This is a genomic window from Paenibacillus amylolyticus (assembly GCF_003719335.1).
Lineage (GTDB): Bacteria > Bacillota > Bacilli > Paenibacillales > Paenibacillaceae > Paenibacillus > Paenibacillus amylolyticus_D.
In genome coordinates, this window is the sequence record NZ_RIAS01000001.1 from 240598 (window position 1) to 254408 (window position 13811).

A 13811-nucleotide genomic window follows, 5' to 3' on the forward strand; every position below is an offset into this window, starting at 1 on the left:
CAGCATAAGCCGTCCTTATGGACGGCCTGATGCGTTGATAACTCCTTTTTTCTTATCCTCTTTATGCTTGCCCGGACCATTATCCGTCTTCATGGCCGAGGTGTCACCTTCCTGATTATCTCCTTCCCCCTCAACGGGAGTAGAGCCAGGGTCCGTTTCCCCGCCATTGTCCACATTACCATCACCATTGCCATTGTCACCATTCCCCGGATCAGGGGTGTTCGCTGGTGGAGCTTGTGTGCTCTGCTCCGGATCAATGGAAGGTACGTTAACCGTACCGTTCTTCGCTTCACTATAAGATACAACATACGTATCCAGGAATTTTCCATCACGATAAACAGACACCGCACCGTTTTCATTTGGTGCAAGCACAAGCGGTATCGTCAACACTTGAGCAGAATTGATCGTACGTGTGCCCCACTCCTGATTTTTGCCGCGTGCATCTTCATAGGTAATCCTGATTTTACTGTTTTTGCCCACTTCTTTGGGTGATACGTTGATGTTAAACGGATACTCCAATGCCTGATCCGGATAACCTGTGCTGATAAAGATTGTAATTTTGTCGCCAGGGCTAACATCCGTCCCCGCTTCCACAGGCCATTGCTGGGTTACTTTGCCCTGTTCAACCGTATAACTGGACTCTTCCTGTACCTGTCCGAGCACAAGTCCTTTTTCTTTCAGCATTTGCTCTGCTTCACTGCGGGTATGGTTTTTAAGATCAGGCATTTTAACCGTTTCAGTTCCCTTGCTTACGGTTAACTCAATCTCAACAGTTTCAGGATCAAATTCTTCATTTACACCAGGCGTTTGAGCAATGACAGAACCGGAATTCACGTCATTGGAGAATTCGTCCTTACGCTTGATTTGGTCTTCCTTAAGACCGAGCGCTGTCAATTTTTTGACCGCCTCTGTATATGGAATATCTTTAACATCAATCATTTTTTCTTTTGTTTTTTCCATACCAACACTTAGCTGAACTTCAGTGCCTTTTTTGACCACATCGCCTTCATTCCTGCTCTGATCAAAGACAATGCCTGGATCTACATTTTCTTTGTACTGTCGAATGACTTCGTTGCTCACCACCAAGCCCTGTTCCTCCAGCATTTGGCGGGCTTTTTCTTCTGTCTGATTGACTACGTTAGGCACCGTTACCTCAGGTACAACAAGCATTCCTTTGACATACCATACCACCCCAACCATGGCGACCAGAAGAAGAACAGTCAAGGATATAATGAGCGTTGGTTTTTTCCAGTTTTTCTGCTTCGGTTTACCTGCGCTTTGTTCCTGATCTGTTTCCATCACAGGCACCGCTCCAGTAGACTTCATTCCACGAGGCTCCGGTTTGATGGCCGGCATTACCCGGGTCTGATCGATATCATCCTCATCCGGAAAATCCACCTTGGACTCATTGCGGCGCTCTGGCATAAGACATGTTTCCAGATCATGCTGCATTTCTTTGGCCGACTGATATCGCTCCTGCGGATTTTTACGCATGGATTTCAGAATGACGTTTTCCACACTTTGCGGAATGAGCGGATTGAATTTGCGCGGTTCATCAAACTCTTCCTGCAGATGTTTCAAGGCTACACTAATCGGACTTTCCCCAAGAAAAGGAAGCTGTCCTGTAAGCATTTGATAGAGTACAATTCCAAGAGAATATAAGTCCGACTTCTCCCCAGTCACAATACCCTTGGCATGCTCTGGCGAGAAATAATGCACTGAACCCACAACAGAGCCAGTCTGCGTGATCGTTGTAGAGGTAACAGCACGAGCGATCCCGAAATCCGTTACTTTTACACGGCCATTCCGGCCAATTAATATGTTATGCGGTTTAATGTCCCGGTGAATAATCTGATTATGATGCGCGTGATCCAGTGCATCCGCGATCTGGGAAGCAATGTGCACCGCTTCGTCGACCTGCAAAGGCGCACGTTCCTTAATAATTTCATTTAAATTTTTGCCTTCAACGTATTCCATAACAATATAATGAACGTCATCTTCCTGACCCACATCATAGATGCTGACTACATTCGGATGAGACAACGATGCCGCTGATTGTGCCTCTCTCCGAAAACGGCGGATAAACTCTTCATCATGAACAAACTGTTGTCTGAGTACTTTAATTGCTACATTTCGGTTTAAGAGCAAATCTTGAGCTTTGTAAACCAGAGCCATGCCGCCACCACCGACACGCTCAATGACTTCATAGCGTCCGCCTAGCTGGTGCCCAATCATGACTCACACCCCGTTTCCGCTTGTAGGGCGTCTTGCTGCTGAGGTTCAAATAAAGCGAGAGTGATATTATCGTCTCCTCCAGCAAGCAATGCCAGCTGTAGCAGTCGATCTGCACGATCTTCCAATGGAAGTTCAAGATTACCTGCAACCTGAATAATCTGCTCATTGCTGACCAGGTTACTGAGTCCGTCACTGCAGAGAAGCAGTACTTCCCCTTCGTCCAATCGCACAGCGTCCATATCCACCTTCACTTCAGCATCTGTGCCAAGTGCACGGGTAAGCACATTGCGACGTGGATGATGAGACACGTCCTCCTTGCTAATCTGACCATTTTTGTACAATTCATTCACCAGTGTGTGGTCTTCGGTCAGCTGAAATACTTCCTTGCCTGCAATTTTGTATGCACGGCTGTCTCCGATATGCCCAATCACACCTTCCGCATCATTTAACAGAGCGGCGACAACTGTCGTCCCCATATTATGATACTTATCGTCCGTAGATGCGGTGCGGAATATGACTTCATTCGCATGAAGAATCGCATCGCTAAGCGCAGCTGACAGGGATGCATGGGACAAACCTGGCTCAAGTGTTGCCAGATCCTGTACCAGCGTTTCCACTGCAAGGCGGCTTGCCGTATCTCCTGCAAGATGTCCACCCATGCCGTCCGCAACGATTCCCAGAATATATCCTGTATCCAGATTCCGAATCCAGGCTGAATCTTCATTCACCGAACGTACTCGTCCGATATGGCTCACATGAACTGTTTTGATCAAAACGCTCTCACCTCAACTCCATATGCTTTGCACGAAGCTGGCCGCAAGCGGCAGCAATATCATGTCCCTGTTCACGGCGAATCGTTACATTCACTCCCTGTTCCGAGAGAATTCTCTGGAAGTTAAAAATATCACTTCTTGATGTTCTAACATATTTGCGCTCAGGCACATGGTTAACCGGGATCAGGTTGACATGGCATAACATGTTTTTGAGCACACTTGCCAGTTCAGCCGCATGCTCTGGCTGGTCATTAACACCGCCGATCAATGCGTACTCAAACGTAATTCTTCTGCCTGTCTTAGCCAGATAATAGCGGAGAGACTCCATCACATCATCAAATGGGAATCGACGGTTCACCGGCATTAGTTTCGAACGCAGGGCGTCATTCGGTGCGTGAATCGAAATGGCAAGATTGATTTGCGTGTCTTCATCTGCAAACTTGTAGATGTTTGGCACGATTCCACTTGTAGACACAGTGATATGGCGCTGACCAATGTTCAGACCTTTTTCGTGAATCATAATCCGCAAGAACGTCATCGTTGCTTCATAGTTTTCAAAAGGTTCACCCGAACCCATGATCACGATGCTGCTGACCCGTTCGCCGCGCTCATCCAAAATTTTCTGAGCCTGTACAACCTGAGCAACGATCTCTCCGGCTGTCAGGTTACGTTTCAGACCCCCGAGCGTAGATGCACAGAATGTACAACCGATCCGGCAGCCCACCTGTGTTGTTACACAGATGCTGTTCCCGTAGTTATGTTTCATAATAACCGTTTCAATCGCATGATCATCATGCAGACCAAAGAGGAATTTCACCGTGCCATCCTTGGACTCAAACTTCGTAATTTCCTTAAGGGTTACGAATTCGAACTGCTCTGCCAGCTTCTCACGCAACGCCTTGGAGAGATTGGTCATTTCACTAAAATCATTAACACGTTTCACATAAATCCAGTCAAAGATCTGACCGCCGCGAAACGCAGGTTCCCCGTTTTCCACAGCCCATTGCTGCAGTTGCTCCAAGGAAAAATCGTATATAAAAGGTTTCATTTTGTTTTCAACACCTATTCCTTTTTTCTTTTCATTTGCATTTCTTTTGCTTTCCATCGTTTTACTGTCCTATTCTATCACAAACGGCACTTTACATCCATGTATACCCTGGAGAGCCGTTCTTCATGCATTATAACATCTCACTGTTACCATCGCACCCTGACATCGTTTTATACACTAGTAATAACCAAGTCGCCTCTCACAAAGAAATCCGCCGAGGGTTTTCCTCGGCGGCCTTCCTTTAGTGCTCTATTAAACGTTTAATTAGCCGTTCTTGTCAACCTTGCGATGTAAAAACCGTCACTGTGAGCGTATTGTGGCAAAATCTGAACACCACCATTTACAGTCCTCCAGTCCCTGCTTCCCGGCTGTGACCATGCGGAGGTTTCGATAGCCTTATACTCTGGATGACGATCCAAAAAGTCCGCCACCATATGCTCGTTCTCTGCCGATTCAATGGTACAAGTGCTGTATACCAAAATGCCACCTGGTTTGAGCAATGGCGCAACGCAATCCAGAAGCTCTCGCTGCAAACTGGAGATGTCTTCAATGTCGGATGCGGATTTAGTCCACTTTACATCCGGCTTGCGACGAATGACCCCTAGACCTGAGCAAGGTGCATCCAGCAAAATCCGGTCAAACGAAGACTCGGCATAGCGCCTGTTTAAATCAAGCGCATCCCCGGTTACCGCATCTATGCAGCTTAATCCAAGACGTTCAGCCTGATCCAGAATAAGCTCGCGTTTATGGGCATGAACATCATTAGCTACGATGCGTCCCCGGTCCCGCATTTTCTCTGCGATATGAGCTGTTTTGCCACCAGGAGCTGCACAACAGTCCAGCACGTTTTGTCCCTCTTCCGGCGCTACAGCTTCAGCGACCAGCATAGAACTTTCGTCCTGAACCGAGAAAAGCCCATCCCGATACCATGACGTTAGAGCCATGTTGCCACCGCTACGAACCAGAATGCCATCTGGGCTAAGATGCGAGGGTTCCACCACTGCCCCTGTGCTTGCTATTTCCTCCATCAGTTTGTCTCGTGTTGTCATCGTCGTGTTCACACGAATACTCACTGCTGGAGGTTCATTATTCGCACGGCAGATGGCTTCTGTTGTTTCTTCCCCATATTGAGCAATCCACCGCTCCACCATCCAGAGCGGATGAGAATGCTCCAGTGAGATGCGTTCAGCAACCGGCAGATGTGAGGGAACGTGCAACTGCTCCTTGTTTCGAATCATATTCCGCAGCACACCGTTAACCATGCCCGAGATTCCCTGATGACCAAGCTTCTTGGCCAGGTTCACTGCTTCGCTGACGACGGCATGTTCCGGAATTCGATCCAGGTAAATGAATTGATAGGCACTAATCCGAAGCAAACTGCGCACCCAAGGCTGTAATTTTGCCATCCCCTTGGCAACAAAACGCTCCAGATAATAATCCAGCGTGTTCAGTCTTGCAATCGTTCCATACACCAGTTCCGTAGCGAGTCCTGCATCTGCAGAACTAAGTTCTGCCTCTTTAAGGCGGCGGTTCAGTTCCAGATTGCTATATGCTCCGTCCTGCTCTACCGCACTCAGTACCTTGACTGCGAGTGCACGAGCGGATGTCTTCGGTTTTTGCACACGATCATGAGTCCGGCTTCCCTTAGCAGAAGAAGCCGGTACCGTATTATTTCCTGCACGCCGACCCTGGCTGCCAGAAGAACCCTTGTTAGTCTGACGATGATTGGCGGGTCCTCCTGCGTTTCCGTTGCCTGCTCCTTTGCGTTCTTTTCCTGAAGAATGTCCTAATCTTGAAGTACTCATCGCAGCACCACACCAGGTTTCAATGTTCCACCGCGTGCAAAGTCAGCAGCTTGCATTACTTTTTTGCCAGCAGGTTGGACTTCCGTCAGCCACAAAGAACCATTACCTGTCTTGATTTCAATACCTGATTTGTTCAATTGCAACACGGTTCCCGGCTCGGCTTGTCCAGCGTTTGAAACAGATGAAGCTTCATTTGTAACCTGATCTGGATTGGCCGCTGCCCAAACTTTGAATACCTGCTCATCCCACATCGTGAATGCACCTGAAAAAGGGACAAGCCCACGAATCTGATTGAACAATTCACGGGATGTACGAGTCCAATCCATCTTTTCGTCTTCACGAGTCAGATTACGAGCATAGGAAGCCTCATCATCATTCTGTGGAACAGCTGTCGTTTCGCCTGCGATTAGACGCGGCATCTCCGCCTGAAGCAGCTTAGAACCAGCCTCACTCAATTTGGCAAACATCGTGCCGGATGTATCTTCATCCGTGATCGGCACTTCCACACGAGAGATCATATCCCCGGTATCCAGCCCTTCTGCCATGTACATCAACGTGACCCCTGTGACTGATTCTCCGTTAATAATAGAACGTTGTATCGGAGCTCCTCCGCGATATTTAGGCAGAAGAGATCCATGCACATTTACACAGCCGCGAACCGGCATATCCAACACCGCTTTGGGAAGAATCTGTCCAAATGCGGCTGTCACGATCAAATCCGGTTTCCATTCCGCAAGGCGGGCTACCGCTTCCGGATCACGAAGTTTGACAGGCTGAAACACCGGCAGACCGTGGCGTTCAGCTGCGGCCTTGACCGGTGTAGGTGTAAGCACTTTTTTTCGTCCCTGCGGTTTATCCGGCTGCGTTACCACGCCTACCACATGGTATCCTTCCGCCATCAACATATCCAGAGAAGGAACGGCAAATTCAGGTGTTCCCATAAAGACAATATTCAAATCGATCACTCCTTAATTACGACGCGGTCCAGTTTGCTCCGGGGTAATTTCATATACTTTTTCAGCAATATCTGTGAAGAGCACGCCATCCAAATGGTCAATTTCGTGCTGGAACGCACGGGACAACAGACCGCTGCCTGTAATAATTAATTCATTGCCTTCCCGATCCAAACCTTTAACGGTAACCGTCTCAAAACGGCGGACATCACCATTAATCCCTGGAATACTTAGGCAACCTTCGGGTCCAAACTGTTCTCCTTCACTGGAAATGATCTCCGGGTTAATCATTTTGATCAGCCCTTGCTCATCTCCTGCATCAATCACAATCAAACGTTTCAGAATGCCGACTTGCGGAGCTGCAAGACCTACCCCTTCTGCGTCGTACATCGTATCTGCCATATCATCAAGCAGTTTTTGCACGTTAGGTGTAACTTTGGTTACTTCCTTAGCTCTTTTGTGAAGCACCTCATCTGGTTCTTTAACGATAATACGAATCGACATGTTGTAAGCACCTTCCTAATTCTCATCATAGTTTCACGACAATAATCTCTATTTCGTTGTTCATATTAATCTATGTTTATACCGCTTGTTCACATCCACATTTTCCGCATCAAAATGCTGTAAAATGTCTACATTAACATCTGCGGATCTACATCAAGGCTAATAAGCAGCTTCTGGGCCTGAACATCATCGTCCATGTGCCGGGCCGTTGCCAGAGCCAGACCGATAGCATCCACATCCCCACGCCATTTTATCATACATTGGAATCGGTATCTATTCTTGATCCTTGGAATTGGAGAAGCTACAGGCCCAAGCACATCAAAGGCTTCGTTACTGAAACGATCCAGACTGCCCAGCCATCCAGCAGCATTCGCCTTCTCTTTCAGCAATCGGGTATAGTTTTCAGCTAGTCGAATCAGAACAGGAAGCTGTTCATGGGAGAAGGTCACCAGAATCAGACGACAGTATGGCGGATACTGTAAATTTCTCCGATGCAGCAACTCCTCTTTCACAAAGGATACGTAGTCATGCTGACTTGCATGTCCAATGGAGTAGTGTTCTGGCGTGTAAGACTGTACAAACACTTCACCCGGTAGTTGATGACGGCCCGCCCGGCCTGCCACTTGTGTCAACAGTTGGAAGGTTTTCTCGGCAGCACGGAAATCAGGCAAGTTAAGAGCCGAATCCGCGGTGATGACTCCAACGAGCGTCACATCAGGGAAATCGAGACCCTTGGCAACCATCTGGGTTCCAAGCAACACATCGGCTTTTTTCTCCCGAAACTGTTTTAAAAGCTTCTCATGCGCGCCTTTCTCCGTCGTTGTATCCACATCCATACGGATTACCCGAATCCCTGGGAACAACTTGGCGAGTTCCTCTTCAACCCGTTGTGTTCCTGTACCGAAGTAGCGAATATGCTCACTTCCACAATCCGGGCACGTTTCGGGCGCCGCTTCTGCATACCCGCAATAGTGACAGCGTAAATTATTGGAACGCTGATGATATGTCAAAGAGATGTCGCATTCAGGACAGCCCGCCACATATCCGCAGCTCCGGCACATCACAAAGGTTGAATATCCGCGCCGATTCAGTAGCAACACCGTCTGTTCCCCGCGCTCCAATCGTTCTTCCAACCCTTTGTGCAGCGCTCTGCTGAACATGGAACGATTGCCATCCTTCAGTTCTTCACGCATATCGATGATCCGTACAGTCGGTAGATTGTTGCCAAGCGCCCTTGTAGGCATTTCGAGCAAGAGCGGGGCAAAATCATCATTGCTTTGGGAACGCGCAGCATAATAACTTTCCAGCGAAGGCGTGGCCGAACCCAGAACCACCACGGCCTGATGCTGTTGTGCTCTTTTGACAGCCACATCACGCGCATGGTATTTCGGCGTTTCTTCCTGTTTATAGGAAGTCTCGTGTTCTTCATCCATAATAATCAGTCCCAGACGGCTGAATGGAGCGAACACCGCAGAGCGGGCACCAATCGCCACCTTCACCTGACCTTCCCTGATTTTACGCCATTCATCATAACGTTCACCGCCGGAAAGACGACTGTGCATGACCGCAACCTGATCACCAAAACGTCCTTTGAAGCGCTCCACCATCTGTGGAGTAAGAGCAATCTCCGGCACCAGCACGATGGCCTGCCTGTCTTGATTGATACACTGCTGAATGGTCTGCAGATAAACTTCGGTTTTGCCACTTCCGGTAACGCCATGCAAAAGAAATACGCCATGACGCTGTTCCTGCAACCGACCGTGGATACTGCCAAAAACGCCTTGTTGCTCCTCTGTCAATGCCAGCGGCTCTGTCGGTTTAAAACGTCTGCCTTGATACGGATCACGGAATACTTCCACGTCCTCTGTCACAACCAAGCCTTTTTCCTCAAGCCCCTTAATCGTTGCCGCCGAAACTTGCAGCGTAGACAACACTTCCTTCAAAGGCATGGGCAGCAAATCCTTCATCTCCAGCAAAAAAGAAAGAATCTCCTTCTGCCGCTGTGCCTTTGCCGGGAACGAGGACAACGCTTCTTCCGCAGCAGCGATATCCACCGCCAGATTCACCGATTTCACCGTTTTTTTATTCAGCTTGTCCTTGATCGCCTGACTTTCCAATAGTACACCGCTCAGCAACAGCTTTTTAATCAAGGCTGCATGATTCGGGTACTTGCGGCTTAATTGCTGCAGGGGCACCTGTCCTCGGCTTTTGACAAAACGAATAATGTCCTGCTGCACCTTCTCGCTTGTCGATTCCTCTCCCCACACAAACAGAACGTCCTCGTTTGAAGATTCACCTCCAGCATGTCCATCCAGTGCATCTCCTAGCGAAATGTAGCGCTCCGCTTTTCCTTTCAGCGCTGTTGGCACCATCACTTGCAAGGACAAAATCCGATTGCTCGCATATCGCTCGCTCATCCACTCTGCCAGCTCCACCAGATCCTTGGATAGTGGCGGCACGATATCCAGCAACTCCTGAATAGGCTTTAGTTTAAAAGATTCCTCTCCTGTACGGGGAACCAGATCAACAACGAACCCTTGCACGGTACGATGTCCAAAAGGTACACCTACCCTGCTCCCCACCTCAATCCACTCTTTCATAGAGTCGGGAACCAGATAATCAAAAGGCCGGTCGGTCTGCTTCACAGGCACATCGACAATGACCTTGGCAATCTCCATCTTTTAATTCCTCCCGGCAATGCGCTCCGCCGCAATTCGGAGCAAACGATGTGCCACATCTTCCTTGGACATCAGCTCAAGCTCCTCTACTAACCCATCACGGTCATAAATATGCACCGCGTTGGTGTCTGTTCCAAATCCTGCTCCCGAACGGGTGACATCATTGGCTACGATCAGATCACAATTTTTCCGTTCCAGTTTCTCACGTGCATACATCTCGAGCGACTGGGTCTCGGCGGCAAAACCAATCAAATACTGATGGGTCTTCCGTTTACCCAGCGTCTCCAAAATATCTATATTTTTCACAAGTTCGAGCGACAACGTGTCGCCTTTTTTCTTGATTTTTTCCATGTAAACTTCTTTCGGGCGATAATCCGCCACAGCGGCTGCCTTAATGACGATATCCGCACCATCCCACTCCTGGGATACCGCCTCATACATGTCCTGTGCAGACTGTACGGGGATGATTTGTACATTTTCTGGCGGCTGTGCCTGTGTACTACCCATAACAAGCTTCACATCAGCCCCAAGATCACGCGCAGCAGCGGCGATGGCAAACCCCATTTTCCCAGATGAATCATTCGTAATATAACGAACTGGATCAATGCGCTCGATCGTACCGCCAGCGGTAACCACAACCTTTTTGCCTTTTAAAAGCGTATTCTGCACCGAAACCCCGCTTTGCATAGACTCCTGAATCCCTTCCTGTGCACCACCTAGTGCAAAAGCTTCAACTAGAGCCGGTTCTGAACGTTTCCATGATACCTCATCACGCTGTGCAAAAAAACGCTCCACCACATCCACAATGGTTTCCGGTTCTTCCAAACGCCCCTTGCCTACATAGCCGCAGGCCAGAAGTCCTTCACCCGGTTCAATCATTAATGTACCCCGTTCAGCCAGCAGATTCATGTTGTGTTTCACCGCCGGATGATCATACATATGCACATTCATGGCAGGAGCAATCATCACTGGTGCAGTAGTAGCAAGCAGGGTCGTAGTGAGCATATCGTCAGCCATCCCGTGTGCCATTTTGGCAATGACATTCGCTGTTGCCGGAGCGACCAGCACCAAATCAGCCATGTCTGCGAGATTGATATGAGAAACCACCGCTGGCTCACGTTCATCAAATGTATCTGTATATACTGCGTTTCGGGTCAACGTTTGCAGCGTTAATTCGGTAATAAACTGTGTCGCCGAAGCGGTCATAATGACATGAACATCCGCTCCCTTTTGCACCAGTTTGCTGCATAATGTTGCTGCTTTATAAGCTGCTATGCCCCCTGTTACGCCAAGCACGATTTTTTTACCGTTCAACATGTTCAATATCCCCCGATAATGTTAAGACATCAATACAAGTATAAATACGAGGGCGTGTCTGAAAACGCTGAGGGGAGCAGATTTTGCTGAATTTTCGTTCCAAGCCAGGAAGTTTTCCGCAGGCGTGCCGGGGCACGTCAAGGGAAACTGACGCAGCAGGGGGCGAAAAGGCGGTAAAAGATGCACTTCAGTAGGTTTCAAGACACGTCCTAGTTCATCAATCTGATCAAGGCTTATTCGTAAAAAAATAACAACCTTTCGGTTGTCAAAATGATTCGGCTATCGCCGTATGCAGTTGAAGAGCAGCCCTGGGGCCTACTCTTCTTCTTCGTCCTGCCCTTTGATCACAACAAGAAGATCACCATAAATCTCTTCCAAAGCAACGCCAACCTGTTTATGGGACTTTGCGTTTCTCAGCTCTGTTTTTTCGCCTTCGCGAAGCTGTCTCGCACGGCGGGAAGCAGCAACAACCAGGGAATACTTGCTGTCAACTTTGTTCATCATTTCATCAATTGAAGGATACAGCATATTAACAAAACACCTCTTTGCTTTAATATAATCACAAGTTGCCGCCGGACAGAACCTTTATGTTGCGTGTCCTCACGTACAAGCAGTAGTCCGGAATGAACCTCAACCTTAACATGATATGACAACTGCCCCATGAATATCGCTGTATGCGGCGGCAAAAGGAATTATTTATTGATCTTACAATGTTCGGCGATAATGATGCTTTCTATTCGTTTGCAAGCCGAATCGATCTCATCATTGACCACAGCATAGTCATAATGCTCGAGCAGATTGATCTCATCGACTGCTACAGACATCCGGTGATCAATCGTCGCTTGACTTTCCGTGCCCCGTCCTTGAATACGATCCTTCAACTCGTCCAAAGAAGGAGGAAGCAGGAAGACGAAAATCCCCTCAGGGAATTTCTCCTTCACTTTAAGTGCACCCTGAACCTCAATCTCCAGAATAATATCTCTGCCTTCGTTGATCGTTCTCTCCACAAAATCACGCGGAGTACCGTAATAATTGCCCACATACTCTGCATGTTCCAGCAGTTGATCCTCGGCTATCATTCTCAGAAACTCATCATGAGAGTGAAAAAAATAGTTCACTCCATGCTCTTCACCCAAACGTGGCTGACGAGTGGTTGCTGAGACCGAATAAGTCAAATTCGGCACCCGTTGGCGCAACGCACTGCATACTGTACCCTTCCCGACCCCGGATGGGCCGGACAACACTATCAGTAATCCCTTAGACATATTACACTCCATTTTATTCGTCGTTATCATCATCTTTCGAGGAAAGACGATGGGCGACCGTTTCAGGCTGAACAGCAGACAGAATAACATGATCACTATCCGTAATAATTACGGCACGTGTACGTCTTCCATACGTTGCATCGATCAGCATGTGACGATCTCTAGCCTCTTGTATAATTCTCTTGATCGGCGCCGATTCCGGACTCACGATGGATATAATCCGGTTCGCCGATACGATGTTACCGAATCCAATGTTAATGAGTTTGATTGCCATAATCAGGTTCTTCCCCCTATACATGCGACTCTTTTGCCGAAATTCAGCCGTTCATTCGATGTTCGCCGCTTGCTCACGAATCTTCTCCAGCTCCGCTTTCATCTCGACAACACGGTTCACCAGAGCCAAGTGGTTGGCTTTTGATCCAATCGTATTAACCTCACGATTCATCTCCTGAATCAGAAAGTCCAACTTGCGGCCTACCGCTTCCTCGCTCTTTAACAACTCTCTGCATTGTCCAAAGTGGCTAAGTAAACGCGTAAGCTCCTCTTCAATGTTGGAACGATCAGCAAAGACTGCGATTTCCATACCCAATTTATGCTCATCAAAAGGGAAAGAGCCGTCTTCCTGCAACTCCGTCAGACGCTGTTTCAACTTGTTGCGGTAATCGCTCACCACAGTGGGTGCAAGTGCAAGCATCTCGGTGTGCAGTAACTCCAGACGGGTGATCCGCCGCTCCAGATCATTGGCCAGATGAAGACCTTCACGAGCGCGCATCTGCTCCAAGCTGGACAGAGCTTCGTTCAATCCGGCCTGCAGAACCTGCTCCCACTCGTCTTTTTGTTCCTCCTGAACGGGACTTGTCCCATCCGGATGAACCATGACATCCGGCAGACCCAGCATATCCACAATACTCGGCTTACCCTGCATTCCAAATTGAGACTCAAGTTGCTCTGCAGCCTGCAGATAGGCCCTGACCGCCTGCTCATTCAGAACAGCGGGGAGAGCCTGGTCTTCCTCTTTTTCTTTCATTACATAAACATCAATCCGCCCACGTTTCAAGCGGCTCTGTACGATCTTTCTCAAACCATCTTCATAATACGTCCACTCTCTTGGCAGACGCATCATCACTTCGCAATAACGATGATTGACTGATTTGATCTCCAATTGTACCTTGTAGCCGCCAAAATGAAAGGCGGATTGACCGTATCCGGTCATACTGAATGACATCGGCATCA

General features: G+C 48.3%; 12 protein-coding genes. All 12 read right to left on the minus strand.

The features are described from left to right. Positions 1 to 15: 15 nt before the first annotated feature. The gene (pknB, locus tag EC604_RS00985) at positions 16 to 2235 is read right to left on the minus strand and encodes a Stk1 family PASTA domain-containing Ser/Thr kinase (RefSeq protein WP_123062356.1); all 2220 of its coding nucleotides are present in this window, start codon (positions 2233 to 2235) and stop codon (positions 16 to 18) included. Then, positions 2232 to 3008, minus strand: coding sequence for a Stp1/IreP family PP2C-type Ser/Thr phosphatase (locus EC604_RS00990; RefSeq protein ID WP_123062357.1), 777 nt, complete (start codon positions 3006 to 3008; stop codon positions 2232 to 2234). Before EC604_RS00990 ends, pknB begins: the two co-directional genes overlap by 4 nt. A gap of 7 nt (positions 3009 to 3015) precedes the next feature. Next, a complete protein-coding gene (gene rlmN / locus EC604_RS00995; protein WP_123062832.1) occupies positions 3016 to 4056 on the minus strand; it encodes a 23S rRNA (adenine(2503)-C(2))-methyltransferase RlmN in 1041 nt (346 codons plus the stop codon). Positions 4057 to 4316: 260 nt separating this feature from the next. Beyond that, entirely contained in the window at positions 4317 to 5861 is a 1545-nt protein-coding gene (gene rsmB, locus EC604_RS01000; RefSeq protein WP_240036594.1) for a 16S rRNA (cytosine(967)-C(5))-methyltransferase RsmB, read from the minus strand. Beyond that, complete coding sequence (gene fmt / locus EC604_RS01005; RefSeq protein ID WP_123062358.1) at positions 5858 to 6817, minus strand: methionyl-tRNA formyltransferase; 960 nt, start codon at positions 6815 to 6817, stop codon at positions 5858 to 5860. Before fmt ends, rsmB begins: the two co-directional genes overlap by 4 nt. Positions 6818 to 6829: 12 nt before the next feature. Then, a complete protein-coding gene (gene def / locus EC604_RS01010) occupies positions 6830 to 7318 on the minus strand; it encodes a peptide deformylase (protein WP_123062359.1) in 489 nt (162 codons plus the stop codon). A gap of 128 nt (positions 7319 to 7446) precedes the next feature. Next, on the minus strand, positions 7447 to 9996 hold the full coding sequence (gene priA, locus EC604_RS01015; protein WP_123062360.1) for a primosomal protein N': 2550 nt from the start codon (positions 9994 to 9996) through the stop codon (positions 7447 to 7449). A 3-nt stretch (positions 9997 to 9999) separates the two neighbouring features. Then, the gene (gene coaBC, locus EC604_RS01020; RefSeq protein ID WP_123062361.1) at positions 10000 to 11313 is read right to left on the minus strand and encodes a bifunctional phosphopantothenoylcysteine decarboxylase/phosphopantothenate--cysteine ligase CoaBC; all 1314 of its coding nucleotides are present in this window, start codon (positions 11311 to 11313) and stop codon (positions 10000 to 10002) included. 315 nt (positions 11314 to 11628) lie between these two features. Further along, on the minus strand, positions 11629 to 11841 hold the full coding sequence (gene rpoZ, locus EC604_RS01025; RefSeq protein ID WP_123062362.1) for a DNA-directed RNA polymerase subunit omega: 213 nt from the start codon (positions 11839 to 11841) through the stop codon (positions 11629 to 11631). Positions 11842 to 12005: 164 nt separating this feature from the next. Continuing rightward, positions 12006 to 12578, minus strand: coding sequence for a guanylate kinase (gene gmk / locus EC604_RS01030; protein ID WP_123062363.1), 573 nt, complete (start codon positions 12576 to 12578; stop codon positions 12006 to 12008). 13 nt (positions 12579 to 12591) lie between these two features. Further along, positions 12592 to 12852 (minus strand): extracellular matrix/biofilm regulator RemA, encoded by a 261-nt coding sequence (gene remA / locus EC604_RS01035; RefSeq protein WP_006209218.1) that lies wholly within the window; start codon positions 12850 to 12852, stop codon positions 12592 to 12594. A gap of 51 nt (positions 12853 to 12903) precedes the next feature. Next, positions 12904 to 13803, minus strand: a complete 900-nt coding sequence (locus tag EC604_RS01040) for a YicC/YloC family endoribonuclease (protein ID WP_123062364.1) — start codon at positions 13801 to 13803, stop codon at positions 12904 to 12906. Positions 13804 to 13811 lie beyond the last annotated feature (8 nt).